The following is a 14,364-nucleotide window of genomic DNA, read 5'->3' on the forward strand; positions in this document are numbered from 1 at the left end:
ATTCTCGCAAACGCTCTCATCAGGGACGACCGCAAATGGTCACCTCAGATGCCTTGACCAAGACGGATACTCTAGGCAGCGTTGCGCTGTGGCTCGAGCGCGATCCAGCCACGCTCGTCGACGGTGATGCCGACCATGTCGTAGCCTGCGATCGCGGCATGTTGCGTTGGCAAGGGGTGCTTGTGCGTGGCGCTGATGACCATGACCGCCGCGCCCGCCGCTTCGGCTGCCGCGATGCCAGCCGGAGCATCCTCGAAGACGAGGCAATCGCGCGCGTCGAAGCCGAGCCGTTCCGCGCCAAGCCGGAAGCAATCGGGCGCCGGCTTGCCGCGGGAAACGTCTTCCGCCGCGACGATGACGGCCGGGACGGGGATGCCGGCGGCCTTCATGCGCAACAGCGCCAGCTCACGTGGGGCGGAGGTCACGATCGCCCAGCGTTCGGGCGGCAGCGAATCGAGAAATGCCACGGCGCCGGCGATCTGGATAATGCCGTCGAGATCAGCCGCCTCGGCCTTCAGCAGCAGATCAGCCTCGTGTGCCGGGTCAACGCCCGGCAGCGCCAGGCCGGTGATGGTCTCGATCGCGCGCACGCCATGGATCGTCGGCAGGAAGGCGGCGACGTCGAGGCCCTGGCGGCGTGCCCAATCGCTCCATACCCGTTCCGCCGAGGCGATGGAATTGATGAGCGTGCCATCCATGTCGAAGAGGAAGGCCGCGAAGTTTCTGCCTGAATACATGATTTTCCTTGAGTCCGAGAGGCGCTGGTGGGGTGCCGAACCTAACGTCTCGACCGGGGCAGGGGAAGACACGGGGCGGGCTTTTCGATCGGCCCAGGGAACCACGGTATCCTGCGGGCGTTTGGGAAAGACTGCTTCTCACAACAACCATCGAAGGGGACCAACGATGCTGATCCGGCTCGGCTACGAAATCGCCATTGAATGCGTAACCGCCACGCCGGTGATTTCAGTGCTCGAGATCCATCGCGACAGGCAGGCCGACATCAAGCGGCAGACGCGGGTGATGACCTCGCCCGCGGTCCCGACAAGGCTGTACCACGATCTGCATGGCAATGCCTGCCGACGCTTCATAGCGCCCGCCGGTGGTTTTCGCATCCTGTATGACGCGGTCGTCGAGGACAGCGGCGAGACGGACGAGGTCAACACGCTGGCCAGGGAAGTGCCGGTGGCGGACCTGCCGGACGAGGTTCTCGGTTATCTCCTGGGCAGCCGTTATTGCGAGACGGATCATCTGAGCAGCCTGGCCTGGCAGCTCTTCGGTGACATCCCGCCCGGCTGGGCGCGCGTGCAGGCGATCGTCGACTATGTCCACAATCGGCTGTCGTTCGGCTATGGCTATGCGCGCTCGACCCGCACCGCGGCTCAGGCGCATGAGGAGCGCGTCGGAGTTTGCCGCGACTTCGCCCATCTGGCGATCACGCTTTGCCGCTGCATGAATATTCCGGCACGCTATGTGAACGGATATCTCGGCGATATCGGCGTGCCAGCCGATCCGGCGCCGATGGACTTCTCGGCGTGGCTGGAAGTGTTCCTCGACGGCAAATGGTATACGTTCGATCCTCGCCACAACACGCCGAGAATCGGCCGTGTCGTCATCGCCCGCGGCCGCGACGCCACAGACGTGCCGCTGCTGCACAGTTTCGGCTCCCACCGGCTCAGCCTGTTCAAGGTGTGGACCTATGAACAGGAAGGCAATCTGTTCAACCCGCCCTACCACGGCATCGACAGGACCGTCAGCGCACAGATGCTGGCGTAGTCCGCGATGCCTGCCGACGCAACAGGGCGGTAACGAGGTTCTCTCCAGGCGCAACTTCCGGGACACATGGTCCGCTTCGGCACAGTGAGCTTGTGCCGCAACAGGACGTCGTCGACGGCGTCGCGATGCCTCGGGCCAGAGCATGGTAAGCGCCCGGTAAACGCCAGCGCCACGGCGCGTTTTCGTTTACCAGCCGTTCACCTTTGTGGGTTTCAAAAATTAACAAAAACAATGACTTGCTGCTGGCAAGCCAGTTCTCCGCCAAGCCAAGGCGTCATCCGGCGGGAATCCTGCATTGCCCTTTCCGCGGCGACGAGGCCGAGGCGAGTGGAGGCTGTAGGATGCGGAATTACGGGGGTCTTGTTCACGCGGTCGGCGGGTTCGCCAGGGATCGCGGTGGAAATTTCGCAGTCCTGTTCGGCCTTAGCGCCTCGGTCTTGGCGCTGGCAGTGGGCTTTTCGGTCAACGTATCGCAGCTCTACAATGCCAAATCGAGCCTCCAAGGCGTGGTCGACGCTGCGGTCACGTCGACGGCACGCGACCTGACGACCGGTGTTATCAAGGAAGCCGATGCCAACAAATCGGTGCAGGCCTTTCTCGACGCCAACAGCCAGGCAGGCATTCTGCAGGCCGACCAGATCGTACTCGACAAGCTGATCGTCAACAGGACTGCCAAGACGGTTCAGGCCGACGCTCATGTCGATGTCGGGCTGTATTTCCCAATTTTTGGCACGGGCGACATGAAACGCGTCGCCGCCTCCACAACGGCGCTCTATTCGGACAAGACCATCGAAGTGGCGATGATGCTCGATGTGACCGGGTCGATGGGGCCGAACGCATGGGCCAAGACCAACAAGATCGCTGACTTACAAAATGCCGCTTCCGGGGCTGTCAGCGATCTCCTGGACAACAACATCGATGCGAAAAACCCACGCGTGCGTGTGGCGATCGTTCCCTATGCCGAAGCGGTGAATACCGGTGGTCTCGCTGACAGCGTCTTCGTCGAGGCGAGAGGCGGGCCGGATCTGCCGCCGCCTGTGGATGCTCCGGTCTCGGCGTCGGTGATACCCGCGCCGGACAAATGTGCCACGGAACGCAAAGACAAGGATGGCTATGCCGACACGTCATCCGACGGACCTTACACGTCGCGGTGGGACAACAACGGCAAAGAGTATCTGGCTAGAATCAATCGGGATGATCACATGAGAACATGCCCGACACCGGAGCTCGTCCCGTTGTCGGCAGACGAGGAGAAACTGCTCGATACGATCGACGACTTCAGCGCGGCTGGCGTGACCGCCGGCGGCATCGCGGTGCAGTGGGGCTACTACATGCTTTCGCCCTCGTGGCGCCCGACGATCGTCAATGCCGGGCTCGGTGCGGGTCCCGCCAATTTCGACAAGAAGAAAGTCGCCAAGGTCGCCATCCTGATGACGGACGGCCAGTTCAATACAGCGTTCGCTGGCGGTCGCGGGGCGCCAAAATCACAGACCGCTGGCCAGATGTCCCGTGGCAATGCCGAAGTCATCTGCGACGCCATGAAGCGCGACGGCATCGAGATATACACGATCGGCTTCGACCTGAACGATCCGACCATGACGGCGACCGAACGGTACCAGGCGAAAAGCGTGCTCCAGGATTGCTCCACGGCGGATACATCCTCGTTGAGGCACTACTACGAGGCCGCAACCGGTGTGGAACTGAAGCAGGCGTTCGATGACATCGTCCGGAACATCGAGAAGGTCACTGTTGCCAAATAAGCTGTCGAGACCTGCGTTTCAGTCGTAATCCGCAAACGGAAAAGGCCGCCGCTTCTTTCGAAGCCGGCGGCCTTCCGTGTTTCCGTCCGTGGCGCGGCCCTATGGCGATGACCTATCAGGTCAGCCGCCGCGCATCTCGCGCCTTAACGGGAAGACTGCTTCCCGAAAGTGCAATCCGCTGAGGCCACGTTCTGGAAAACGAAATCACTCGACATCGGATCACCTCCTTTCGATTTGTTGAACACATACTCATGATGGGGTGCGTTGCAGCAAAAGACAAGGCGCAGGTTTGAAAAAGTCTGGAAGGCGCTTTTGACACGACAACTGGGTTGCGGGCTGTCGGCCGGGCAGGCAAGATCATGGCATAGAGCCGAGCCGGCAATCCGGGTCGGCCCCTGTGGGAGGGATGCATGGAGGCAGCCGAGAGAGCGGCGCGGATCGTGCGGACGGTTGTCGAGACGCTGAAACCGGGATTTGCCGTCAGGCTGTGGACCGGGGAGCGGATCGGCCCCGCTACTGGTCCGGTGCTCACCATCAACGACCAGGACATCGTCTGGCAAATCGTGAAGCGACCGTCCCTGTCGACGCTGATCGAGATGTGGATTTCCAAGACGATCAACATCGAAGACGGGACGATATTCGATTTTTATGCCCTGCCGTCGCAAGGCAAGCTCAGAACCAAGCTCAAGTCGCTGCCGAAAATCGCAATCCTGCGCGACCTGCCTTCCGTGCTCTTGGCACGCAAGCAGATGACGGCGCGAACCGATCTTTCGGGGCGCAATCCCTATGTCAGCGGCTCCAGCCAGGAGGCGATCCAGCATCACTACGACATTTCGAACGCCTTCTACCGGCTCTTCCTCGACGAGCGCATGGTCTACAGCTGCGGCTACTTCAAGGATTTCGCCAACAGCATCGATCAAGCGCAGATCGACAAGCTCGACCATATCTGCCGCAAGCTCCGGCTGAAGCCTGGCGAACGACTGCTCGACATCGGCTGTGGCTGGGGAGCGATGCTCATCCATGCCGCGAAGAACTATGGCATCATCGGCCATGGTGTCTCGCTGTCGCAGGCCCAGAGCAATCTTGCCCGGGAACGCATCCGCGCCGAGGGTCTGGAAGACCGCATCACCATCGAAATCAAATCCTATGCCGAACTCACCGGCAGCTTCGACAAGATCTCATCGATCGGCATGTTCGAGCATCTCGGGCTCGCCAACCACGCGACCTATTTCTCAACTGTCCACCGCCTGCTGAAGCCCGGCGGCATCTATCTGCATCACGCCATTACCAGGCGCAGCAAGGGCGATATCAAGAAGACCCTGCGCAAGGGGCCGGAGTACAAGGCGCTGCTCAAATACATTTTCCCCGGTGGCGAGCTCGACACGATCGGCATGACGCTCGGCAATCTCGAGGCGCACGGCTTCTTGGTCTACGACGTTGAGAATCTGCGTGAGCATTACGCCCGCACCTGTCGCCTGTGGGCCGAGCGCCTGCATGCGCGTTTCGACGAGGCTATCGCCGAGGTGGGCGAGGCCAGGGCGCGGCTATGGCTGCTCTACCTGACCGGCTGTTCGATCACCTTCGAACGTGCCTCGGCACAGATTTTCCAGACCGTCGTCACCAAGCGCGCACGCGGCCCAAGCGGCCTGCCGCCGACGCGGGCGGATCTGTATCGATAGCTTACACGAAGCGCATCGCGTCGCCGACTTCGACGCGCGCCGGCCGGTCGACCGTGCAATAGACGCCGAAATTGTGGGCGTTGTGGCGGACCAGGTTGCGCAGGATCGCCGGATCATGGTCGAAGCCATCCTGGGCGACGATGGTGAAACCGCAGCGGCGGCATGGCTCGGAGATGGTCAGCAGGAGATCGCCGACTGCAAGCTTGCGGCCGATCCATTCCGTTTCGGGAAACGACCCTTCGATTGCCGCCATGTCGACGACGATGTTGGGGCGGAAGCGGCGTGGGTCGGCGACCCCTTCCGGATGCAACGCTTTGAGCCTTGCCAGCGAGGCGGTGGTCAACAGATGGACGGGCGCCTTGCGGTAGCGCTCCGCAGTCAGCGGGCCGGAATAGTCAGGCCCGGCATTCTCGCGGCGGAACGGCCGGATCGAGGCCTCGAAGCCGAGATAGGCCGACACCGCGCGGTCACTCTCGATACTTGGCGCAGTGAGCCAGTTGTCCCCGGGAACGGCAATCTCGAATTCCAGGGTCGGCGACAGCCGGGTGCGGATGCGCGGCACCTTGTGCCATTTCGGGTCGCGGTCAGGTCGCGCGATCTCATTGTCGGAAGCGTCGACAAGGCCGAACATGCGGTCGCCCTCGATGCTCTCGATATCGACCGAGATTGTTTCCCGACGCTCGCCGGCAAGCGAACTCGCCGGATAGCGCCAAAGCTCACTGACAGTGCCGAGCGCGGCCTGCATCAGCTCTTCTTGTTCTGCCGGTTGGCAACTAGGTCGTCGACCACGGCTGGATCGGCAAGCGTCGAGGTGTCGCCGAGGGCTGAAAAATCGTCCTCGGCAATCTTGCGCAGGATACGGCGCATGATCTTGCCCGAGCGCGTCTTCGGCAGGCCGGGCGCGAACTGGATCTTGTCGGGCGAAGCGATGGCGCCGATCTCCTTGCGGACATGGGCGATCAGTTCCTTGCGCAACTCCTCGCTGGGCTGCTCGCCGGCCATCAGCGTGACGTAGCAGTAGATGCCCTGGCCCTTGATGTCGTGCGGATAGCCGACGACGGCGGCTTCCGAAACCTTGTCGTGGCTGACCAGTGCGGATTCCACTTCCGCCGTGCCCATGCGATGGCCGGAGACGTTGATGACGTCGTCGACGCGGCCGGTGATCCAGTAATAGCCGTCGGCGTCGCGGCGGCAGCCGTCGCCGGTGAAGTATTTCCCTTTGTAGGTCGAGAAGTAGGTCTGGATGAAGCGGTCATGGTCGCCATACACGGTGCGCATCTGGCCGGGCCAGGAATCGGTGATGCACAGATTGCCGTCAGCGGCCCCTTCCAGCACCTTGCCCTCGCCGTCGACCAGCTGCGGCTTGACGCCGAAGAAGGGCCGCGTCGCCGAACCCGCCTTGAGGTCGGTGGCGCCCGGCAGCGGGGTGATCAGGATGCCGCCGGTCTCGGTCTGCCACCAGGTGTCGACGATCGGCACCTTGCCGTTGCCGACGATGTTGAAATACCACTCCCAGGCTTCCGGATTGATAGGCTCGCCGACCGAACCCAGCACGCGCAGCGACTTGCGCGACGTCTTGGTGACATGCGCATCGCCGGCGCCCATCAGCGCGCGCAGCGCCGTCGGCGCGGTATAGAAGATATTGACCTTGTGCTTGTCGATGACTTCCCAGAAGCGCGACTGCGACGGATAGTTCGGCACGCCTTCGAACATCAGCGTGGTGGCGCCGTTGGCGAGCGGGCCGTAGACGATGTAGCTGTGGCCGGTGACCCAGCCGACATCGGCGGTGCACCAGTAGATGTCGCCGTCATGGTAGTCGAAAACATATTGGTGGGTCATCGAGACGTAGACGAGATAGCCGGCGGTGGTGTGCAGCACGCCCTTCGGCTTGCCGGTCGAGCCCGATGTGTAGAGGATGAACAGCGGGTCCTCGGCCTTCATCTTCTCGGGCTTGCATTCGGCTTTCACCGTCGCGACCTCGTCATGGTACCAGACGTCGCGTCCGGCCACCCAGCCGGTCTTGCCGCCGGTGCGGCGCACGACCACCACTTTTTCGACTTTCGTTCCCGCCTTCGCGGCGATCTCGATCGCCTTGTCGGTGTTTTCCTTCAACGGGATCGGCTTACCGCCACGCAGGCCTTCATCCGATGTGATGACGAAGGTCGACTTACAGTCGTCGATGCGGCCGGCCAGCGCATCCGGCGAGAAACCGCCGAAGACGATCGAATGGACGGCGCCGATACGCGTGCAGGCCAGCATCGCATAGGCGGCTTCCGGGATCATCGGCATGTAGATGGTAACTCGATCACCTTTCTTGACGCCGTGTTTCTTCATCACATTGGCGAGCCGGCAGACATGCTCATAGAGCTCGTTATAGGTGACCTTCTTGTCGTCGTAGGGATTGTCGCCTTCCCAGATGATGGCGGTCTGGTTGCCGCGCTTCTTCAGGTGCCGGTCGATGCAGTTGTAGGAAACGTTGGTCAGTCCGTCCTCGAACCATTTGATCGAGACCTTGCCTTCGAAGGAGGTGTTCTTGACCTTGCTGAAGGGCTTGAACCAGTCGATGCGCTTGCCGTGCTTGCCCCAGAATTTGTCCGGGTTCTTGACGCTGTCGGCATACCATTTCAGGTAGGTGTCATTGTCGATCAGCGCGTTTTTCTTCCACGCCGGTTGGACGCGATGGACATGAACCTCGGACATTCCTGACTTTCCTCCCGAACCAATCGCCGGCTTGAAATGTCGGCGGGATCGCAGCGACACGGCCGCGAATTCGGCGGCATTATTACCAGTTCCGCCGTTACGGCAACATTAGACGTTGGATTCGCGCGGCGGGATGCCGCAGGGGGCTGCTCCAGCGCTGTCAGCACTCGAAGAGGTGCGCTGCTAACTGCATGTTTTCGCATGCTAAAGGCGGTTCGGATGAAGAAAAAATCAATAGACGGTTAATCAGCGGCGCGCACAATCAGCCGTGGGAGGACAGGCGAATCAACTTGGGGACCGTCATGCGCGACCATGCCGAAATGGACCTGATGCTCAAAGGCTATGGCTTGACCACGGCCAAGATTCTTTATCACTTTCCCGATCACCCGCATCTGCTGCAGAGCTTCATCTGGCAAGACTACGATCTGGCGCCGAAGTTTCCGGTGCTGATCAAGTTCATCGAGTTCTGGAAGGCCAAGCTGGACGGGCCGCTGCATTCGATCAGTTACACGCACCAGAAGCTGATCGCGCCGAACGAATGGCGCAAGGTGGACGGTGAGTTCGTGCTGCATTGAGGGCCAGACCGGCCGGCGCTCTATCCCTTCCTCAACTCCTCGATACCGAGGATTTGAGGATTCCCACGCAGAAGCACCTCGCCATACCAGTACACTTTGTCGTGTGATGGTAGGAGAAGTGGAGAGCCTTTTCTGCCCAGCAGGATGCGTTCCATTGCCTCACCAAAACTGCGTCCCACAAGGCTTATGCCGGGCGCCACCGGGGACACATCGAAGACCCGGCCCTCTCTATCGAGATAAAGGCTTTGGTGGCCATTGTGAGCCTCAGCGAAGCAAGCCAAGTCTGTCTCAAGCAGGTCGCCAATTTCGGAAATTTCTTCGTAGCCTTCGTGTGGAGACCAGCCAAAGACGACATCGCTCCGAGCGCATTCGATCCCGAGGCCGGGCTCGCCAACGTTGAGGCCGCCGAATTCACCTAGAATAGCGGCCACCGGATGACCCGCCGGGGCCGCAGGAGCTACGGGCACCTTGCGCCCGACAATCCATCCGGCTGCGGCGAAGATAGGCAGAACAGCAGTCGGTAGAGTTCTCATTCTGCATTATGATCAGGAGTTCTACGGTTCGCAACGCATGCTGCCTGGTCTGAATTTCCGCTGGCGCCCATACGGTCACACCGCAGGCGGGTTCAGCCGGGCGAAACCTTCCTGGCGGCGATAGGGGAAATACGGGTAGGGCGCCGTGACTTCGCTTGCCGCGTCGAGCTTTTTCATCTGCTTCGGCGTCAAATTCCAGCCGACGGCACCGAGATTCTGCCGCAGCTGTTCTTCGTTGCGGGCGCCGATGATCACCGATGACACGGTCGGCCGCTGCAGCAGCCAGTTGATGGCGATCTGCGGCACGGTCTTGCCGGTTTCCCCGGCCACCGCGTCGAGGGCATCCATGACCCGGTAGAGATGCTCGTCCTCGACCGGCGGTCCGAAGCTCGCCGTGTCGTGCAGCCGGCTCTGTTCCGGCAAGGGCTGGCCACGGCGAATCTTGCCGGTCAGGCGGCCCCAGCCAAGCGGGCTCCACACCAGCGCGCCGACGCCCTGGTCGAGGCCGAGCGGCATCAGTTCCCATTCGTAGTCGCGGCCGACCAGCGAGTAATAGACCTGATGGGCGACATAGCGCGGGTAGCCCTGGCTGTCGGCTTGCGCGAGCGACTTCATCACCTGCCAGCCGGAGAAATTGGAGACGCCGACATAACGCAGTTTGCCGGCGCGGACCAGGTTGTCCAGCGTCGACAGAACCTCCTCGATCGGCGTGCCGGCGTCGAAGGCATGCAGTTGCAACAGGTCGATGTAGTCGGTGCCGAGGCGCCTCAGCGCATCGTCCACGGATTTGATCAATCGCGAACGCGAGGAGCCGTAATCGGCCGGCCCATCGCCCATCGGCAGCGCGGTCTTCGTCGAGATCAGCACGGCGTCGCGGCGGCCTTTTATTGCTTCGCCAAGCACCTGTTCAGAAGCGCCGTTCGAATAGACGTCGGCGGTGTCGAACAAATTGACGCCAGCCTCCAGGCAGATGTCGATCAGCCGCCGCGCTTCCCTGGCGTCGCTGTTGCCCCAGGCGCCGAACAGCGGGCCGGAACCGCCAAAGGTTCCCGCGCCGAAGGAGAGTGCGGGCACTTTCAAGCCCGATGCGCCGAGACGTCGATAATCCATCTTTTTACTCCTGGTGGTGTGGAATGAAGGGTGTCGAAAGCGGGTTTGCCGAGGACGGTCACGACCGGATGGTGGCAGGCTCGCCGAGCGTGGCGGTGCGATCGAGACGCAGCGCCAGTCCGGCCACGCCGAGGGCCGCGAGCGGCAGCAGGGCGGCGACCCAGGTGAGGGAACCCAGGCCAAGCCCATGGGCAATGACCGCGCCGCCAAGCCAGGCGCCTGCCGCATTGCCGAGATTGAAGGCGGCGATGTTGAAAGACGAGGCGAGGCTCTGGCCGGCACCTTGCGCCTTGTCCAGAACCCACATCTGCAGCGGCGCCACGGTGGCGAAAGCGGCCGCGCCGAGCAGGCCGACATAGATGACAGCCATCACCTGGCTGTGGATGGCGAAGGTCATGGTGGCGAGCACCAGTGCCAGCACGATGAGACTCCCCAGTACGGCCGGCACCAGCCAGCGATCGGCGATCTTGCCGCCGGCGAGATTGCCGACGATGAGACCACCACCGAAGACGAGCAGGATCGGCGATACGGCTGCTTCCTTGAAGCCGCTTATCTCGGTTAGCAAAGGGGCGATGTAGGTGAAGACGGCGAAGACACCGGCATAGCCGAGCACGGTGGTGGCGAGACCGAGGAGGACAGGCGTGCGGCGCAGGACGGCGAGATCGGCGCGCAGGTCGCTCTTTTCGGGCGCCGTCTGGCTGCTTGGCACCAGGGCCAGGATGACGGCGAAGGCCGCCACACCGACCAATGTCACCGCCCAGAAGGTCGCCCGCCAGCCAAAAGCCTGGCCGAGCCAGGTGCCGAAGGGCACGCCGAGGATGTTGGCGATGGTCAGGCCGGTGAACATCAGCGCGATCGCCGAGGCCTTCTTGTTAGGCGCGACCAGCCCAGTGGCGACGACTGAGCCGACGCCGAAGAAGGTGCCATGGGCAAAGGCGGTGATGATGCGGGCGCCCATCAGCGTCCAGTAGTCGGGCGCCAGCGCACAGGCGAGATTGCCAAGCGTAAAGATCGCCATCAGTGCCAGAAGCACGGTCTTGCGCGGCCAGTGGCCGGTGGCGATGGTCAGCAGGGGCGCGCCGATGACGACGCCGAGCGCATAGCCCGAAATGAGCTGGCCCGCGGCCGAGATCGAAACGCCGAGATCCTTGCTGACGTCGAGCAGCAGACCCATGATGACGAATTCGGTGACGCCGATGCCGAAGGCACCGGCGGCGAGAGCGTAGAGAGCAAGAGGCATGGCGGTTTCCACTTCGATGACGAAGAGCGCCGTCCCGCGCCCCGGCTCCTGAGATCGTGCTGCCATGCATTGTGAACCAGACTTGCCTTGGGCACATTCTTTGTGAAATAGATTCACAAATGGCCAGGCCTGACATCAATCGCTCCGGCGAGATCGAAGTTTTCTTGCGCGTCGTCGAGGAAGGCAGTTTTTCCTCCGCGGCACGCGCGTTACGCATGACGCCGTCGGCGGTGAGCAAGCTGATCGCGCGGCTGGAAGCCAGGCTTGGGGCGCGGCTGGTCAGCCGCTCGACGCGAAAGCTGCAACTGACGCCGGAAGGCACAGCATTCTACGAGAGCGGGCTGCGCATCCTCGCCGACATGGCGGCGGCCGAGCAGGAGGCAGCGGCGGGTGCTTCACCGCGCGGACGCTTGCGCGTCAACAGCTACGTGCCCTTCGGGGTGCGCCGGCTGATCCCGCTTCTGCCTCGGTTCCTGGAACGCTACCCCGACATCTCGGTCGATCTGGTGCTGACCGACAGCGTCATCGACCTGATGGCCGAACGCGCCGACGTCGCCATCCGCGCCGGGCCGTTGAGTGAGTCACGGCTGGTGGCGCGCAAGCTCGGGCAAAGCCCGGTCGTCGTCGTTGCAGCACCTTCCTATTTGGAGAAGCACGGCATGCCGCAGACGCCAGCCGATCTCGACAGACACAACCGCATGGGCTTCGGTTTTGTGCGGCATATCGATGGCTGGCCTTTCCTCGATGCGGAAGGCCGCGCCATCATGGTTCCGATTAACGGCAACACGCTGGTCAGCGATGGTGAGGCGATGCGGCTGATGGCGCTGGCGGGCGCGGGTATCGCCCGGCTGGCGCGCTGGCATGTTGCGTCCGATATCGCCGCCGGCGGGCTGGTGTCGCTGCTGGAGGCATTCAATCCCGGCGACGAGGAGCCCACCCATGCGGTCTATGTCGGCCAGGGCCGGCATCTGCCGGCGCGGGTGCGTGCCTTTCTCGATTTTCTGGGCGAGAGCGTCCGGCTGACCTGACATCTCCGGAGCCTCGGGCTCCCGAGATGTCAGCCTGGGCGGCGTTATGCTTTCGGCGTGAACGGCGCCGGGCGGCGGCCCGCTGCCTGGCGCTCCAGCATCCAGCCGGGATATTCGGACGGCAGGGCGCTGACCTGGTCGAGACGAACCAGATCGTCGGTGTCGAGCTTCACTTCAGTGGCGGCAAGGTTCTGCTCCAGCTGCTCCATGCGGCTGGCGCCGATGATGACGCTCATCACGAAGGGCTTGGCCAGGACATAGCCGAGCGCCACCGTGGCGACGCTCACATCATGCTTTTTGGCGATTTCACGCATGACGGCAACGGCCGCCCAGGCACGGTCCTCGTTGACCGGCGGGAAGTTGAACGACGCGCGGCGGCCTTCGCCATTGCCGGGTGCGCCGGGCCCATATTTGCCGGACAGCAGGCCACCGGCCATCGGCGACCACACCATCAGGCCGAGCTTCTCCTCGTTGAGCAACGGCACGATTTCGCGCTCGAGGTCGCGGCCGGCGATCGAATAATAGGACTGCACGGTCTCGAAACGGGCAAAGCCCTTGCGCTCGGCGATGCCGAGCGCCTTGGCGATGCGCCATGCCGCCCAGTTGGAGACGCCGACATAGCGGACCTTTCCGCTGGCAACCAGATCGTCGAGCGCCCGCAGCGTCTCGTCGATCGGCGTCACGGTGTCGGTGCCGTGCAGTTGGTAGAGATCAATATGGTCGAGTTGCAGCCGCTTCAGGCTGGCATCGACCGAGTCCATGATGTGGCCGCGTGACGAGCCGCGCTGGTTAGGGCCTTCGCCCATGGCGCCGTGGGCCTTGGTGGCGATGACGACGTTTTGCCTGTTGACCTTGAGATCCCTGAGCGATTGGCCAAGCAGCCGTTCGGATTCGCCAAAGGAGTAGACGTCGGCCGTATCAAAGAAATTGACGCCGGCGGCGAGCGAATGGGCAACGATCTCGTTGACGCCCTTCTGGTCGAGGCTGGCGATCAGGCCCCATTGGGCATTTTCACCGGCAGCACCGAAGGTCATGGTGCCGAGGCAGATTTCGGAGACGAACATCCCCGTATTTCCAAGCTGGTTGTAACGCATGGTGGAGGCTCCAGAGAGTTTGTGATGGCACAAAGCAAATAGGAACGGTACGTTTCGTTTCCAGTCTTGGAGCAACGAGCCTGTCGATCTGGCCTAAAGGCCGTTGCCCTCTCAACGGCTGCCGAAGATCGCCGAGCCGACCCGGATGCTGGTGGCGCCGAAGGCGATTGCCGTTTCGTAGTCGCCGGACATGCCCATAGACAGTCTGGCGACGCCGGCTTCATGGGCAAGCTTTTCCAGCAAGGCGAAATGCGGGCCGGGATTCTCATCGGCCGGCGGGATGCACATCAGGCCCTCGATGGCGAGGCCATGCACGTCGCGGCAGCGGGCGACGAAGGCCACCGCCTCCTTGGGCTCAATGCCGGCTTTCTGCGGCTCGGAGCCGGTGTTGACCTGGACATAGAGTCTTGGTGCCCGGCCTTGCCTTGCGATCTCCTTGGCGAGTTCGGCGGCGATCTTCTCGCGATCGACCGTTTCGATGACGTCGAACAGCGCTACCGCCTCCTTGGCCTTGTTGGATTGCAGCGGGCCGATCAGATGCAGTTCGATATCCGGAAATGCGTCCTTCAGATCAGGCCACTTGCCTTGCGCTTCCTGCACGCGGTTCTCGCCGAAGACGCGCTGGCCGGCCTCGATGGCCGGGCTAATGTCGGCGGCATCAAAGGTCTTGGAAACCGCGACCAGCGTCACGGCGCCAGCATCGCGATTGGCCTCGCGCTCAGCGGCGGCGATTTTCGCCTTGACCGCGAAAAATTGCTGAACGGCGTCACCCATATGCAAATCCTGCTGTTTTGACCGGCGTTTTTGTCAGACGCGATACCCATATGGTTGACGGGTTTGCCAAACCATGGTGAACACCCGGACCACATTCC

13 protein-coding genes are annotated in these 14,364 nt (G+C 62.4%); 5 read left to right on the top strand and 8 right to left on the bottom strand.

Annotated features, from left to right (window positions below; all coding sequences use genetic code 11):
- Positions 1–71: 71 nt before the first annotated feature.
- Positions 72–737: an HAD-IA family hydrolase gene (locus tag LB558_RS29975; protein ID WP_224700800.1), complete on the bottom strand. Its 666-nt coding sequence runs from the start codon at positions 735–737 to the stop codon at positions 72–74.
- Positions 738–903: 166 nt separating this feature from the next.
- Here LB558_RS29975 and LB558_RS29980 point away from each other — a divergent pair, with 166 nt between their 5' ends.
- From LB558_RS29980 to LB558_RS29990, 3 genes are all read left to right on the top strand, one after another.
- Positions 904–1,773 (top strand): transglutaminase-like domain-containing protein, encoded by an 870-nt coding sequence (locus tag LB558_RS29980; RefSeq protein ID WP_224700801.1) that lies wholly within the window; start codon positions 904–906, stop codon positions 1,771–1,773.
- Between the two features lie 341 nt (positions 1,774–2,114).
- Positions 2,115–3,533 carry a pilus assembly protein gene (locus tag LB558_RS29985; RefSeq protein WP_224700802.1) on the top strand — a complete coding sequence of 473 codons (1,419 nt, stop codon included), beginning with the start codon at positions 2,115–2,117 and terminating at the stop codon, positions 3,531–3,533.
- 410 nt (positions 3,534–3,943) lie between these two features.
- Entirely contained in the window at positions 3,944–5,212 is a 1,269-nt protein-coding gene (locus LB558_RS29990; protein WP_224700803.1) for an SAM-dependent methyltransferase, read from the top strand.
- A gap of 1 nt (position 5,213) precedes the next feature.
- On the opposite strand, the gene LB558_RS29995 is transcribed toward LB558_RS29990, so the two are convergent.
- Both LB558_RS29995 and acs read right to left on the bottom strand, forming a co-directional pair.
- Positions 5,214–5,957 carry an MOSC domain-containing protein gene (locus LB558_RS29995; protein WP_224700804.1) on the bottom strand — a complete coding sequence of 248 codons (744 nt, stop codon included), beginning with the start codon at positions 5,955–5,957 and terminating at the stop codon, positions 5,214–5,216.
- Positions 5,957–7,912, bottom strand: a complete 1,956-nt coding sequence (acs, locus tag LB558_RS30000) for an acetate--CoA ligase (RefSeq protein WP_224700805.1) — start codon at positions 7,910–7,912, stop codon at positions 5,957–5,959. The genes LB558_RS29995 and acs overlap by 1 nt, the downstream gene beginning before the upstream one ends.
- A 302-nt stretch (positions 7,913–8,214) precedes the next feature.
- Between acs and LB558_RS30005 the strand changes: the two genes are divergently transcribed.
- Positions 8,215–8,487, top strand: a complete 273-nt coding sequence (locus LB558_RS30005) for an usg protein (protein WP_013529022.1) — start codon at positions 8,215–8,217, stop codon at positions 8,485–8,487.
- A 20-nt stretch (positions 8,488–8,507) separates the two neighbouring features.
- Here LB558_RS30005 and LB558_RS30010 read toward each other — a convergent pair whose 3' ends face one another.
- From LB558_RS30010 to LB558_RS30020, 3 genes are all read right to left on the bottom strand, one after another.
- Positions 8,508–9,020, bottom strand: a complete 513-nt coding sequence (locus LB558_RS30010) for an SUKH-3 domain-containing protein (RefSeq protein ID WP_224700806.1) — start codon at positions 9,018–9,020, stop codon at positions 8,508–8,510.
- 75 nt (positions 9,021–9,095) lie between these two features.
- The gene (locus tag LB558_RS30015) at positions 9,096–10,130 is read right to left on the bottom strand and encodes an aldo/keto reductase (RefSeq protein ID WP_224700807.1); all 1,035 of its coding nucleotides are present in this window, start codon (positions 10,128–10,130) and stop codon (positions 9,096–9,098) included.
- A gap of 58 nt (positions 10,131–10,188) precedes the next feature.
- On the bottom strand, positions 10,189–11,370 hold the full coding sequence (locus LB558_RS30020; protein ID WP_224700857.1) for an MFS transporter: 1,182 nt from the start codon (positions 11,368–11,370) through the stop codon (positions 10,189–10,191).
- Between the two features lie 119 nt (positions 11,371–11,489).
- On the opposite strand from LB558_RS30020, the gene LB558_RS30025 reads away from it, so the two are divergent.
- Positions 11,490–12,398 (top strand): LysR substrate-binding domain-containing protein, encoded by a 909-nt coding sequence (locus tag LB558_RS30025; protein WP_224700808.1) that lies wholly within the window; start codon positions 11,490–11,492, stop codon positions 12,396–12,398.
- A 44-nt stretch (positions 12,399–12,442) separates the two neighbouring features.
- Here LB558_RS30025 and LB558_RS30030 read toward each other — a convergent pair whose 3' ends face one another.
- Together LB558_RS30030 and LB558_RS30035 are read right to left on the bottom strand one after the other, a co-directional pair.
- A complete protein-coding gene (locus LB558_RS30030) occupies positions 12,443–13,492 on the bottom strand; it encodes an aldo/keto reductase (RefSeq protein ID WP_224700809.1) in 1,050 nt (349 codons plus the stop codon).
- A gap of 111 nt (positions 13,493–13,603) precedes the next feature.
- Positions 13,604–14,266 (bottom strand): YggS family pyridoxal phosphate-dependent enzyme, encoded by a 663-nt coding sequence (locus tag LB558_RS30035; RefSeq protein ID WP_224700810.1) that lies wholly within the window; start codon positions 14,264–14,266, stop codon positions 13,604–13,606.
- Between the last annotated feature and the right edge of the window lie 98 nt (positions 14,267–14,364).

The organism is Mesorhizobium sp. CO1-1-8 (assembly GCF_020164875.1).
GTDB lineage: Bacteria > Pseudomonadota > Alphaproteobacteria > Rhizobiales > Rhizobiaceae > Mesorhizobium.

Coding starts and splice junctions, on each gene's coding strand:
- LB558_RS29975 (WP_224700800.1), bottom strand. CDS start 737: ATGTATTCAGGCAGAAACTTCGCGGCCTTCCTCTTCGACATGGATGGC.
- LB558_RS29980 (WP_224700801.1), top strand. CDS start 904: ATGCTGATCCGGCTCGGCTACGAAATCGCCATTGAATGCGTAACCGCC.
- LB558_RS29985 (WP_224700802.1), top strand. CDS start 2,115: ATGCGGAATTACGGGGGTCTTGTTCACGCGGTCGGCGGGTTCGCCAGG.
- LB558_RS29990 (WP_224700803.1), top strand. CDS start 3,944: ATGGAGGCAGCCGAGAGAGCGGCGCGGATCGTGCGGACGGTTGTCGAG.
- LB558_RS29995 (WP_224700804.1), bottom strand. CDS start 5,957: ATGCAGGCCGCGCTCGGCACTGTCAGTGAGCTTTGGCGCTATCCGGCG.
- acs (WP_224700805.1), bottom strand. CDS start 7,912: ATGTCCGAGGTTCATGTCCATCGCGTCCAACCGGCGTGGAAGAAAAAC.
- LB558_RS30005 (WP_013529022.1), top strand. CDS start 8,215: ATGCGCGACCATGCCGAAATGGACCTGATGCTCAAAGGCTATGGCTTG.
- LB558_RS30010 (WP_224700806.1), bottom strand. CDS start 9,020: ATGAGAACTCTACCGACTGCTGTTCTGCCTATCTTCGCCGCAGCCGGA.
- LB558_RS30015 (WP_224700807.1), bottom strand. CDS start 10,130: ATGGATTATCGACGTCTCGGCGCATCGGGCTTGAAAGTGCCCGCACTC.
- LB558_RS30020 (WP_224700857.1), bottom strand. CDS start 11,370: ATGCCTCTTGCTCTCTACGCTCTCGCCGCCGGTGCCTTCGGCATCGGC.
- LB558_RS30025 (WP_224700808.1), top strand. CDS start 11,490: ATGGCCAGGCCTGACATCAATCGCTCCGGCGAGATCGAAGTTTTCTTG.
- LB558_RS30030 (WP_224700809.1), bottom strand. CDS start 13,492: ATGCGTTACAACCAGCTTGGAAATACGGGGATGTTCGTCTCCGAAATC.
- LB558_RS30035 (WP_224700810.1), bottom strand. CDS start 14,266: ATGGGTGACGCCGTTCAGCAATTTTTCGCGGTCAAGGCGAAAATCGCC.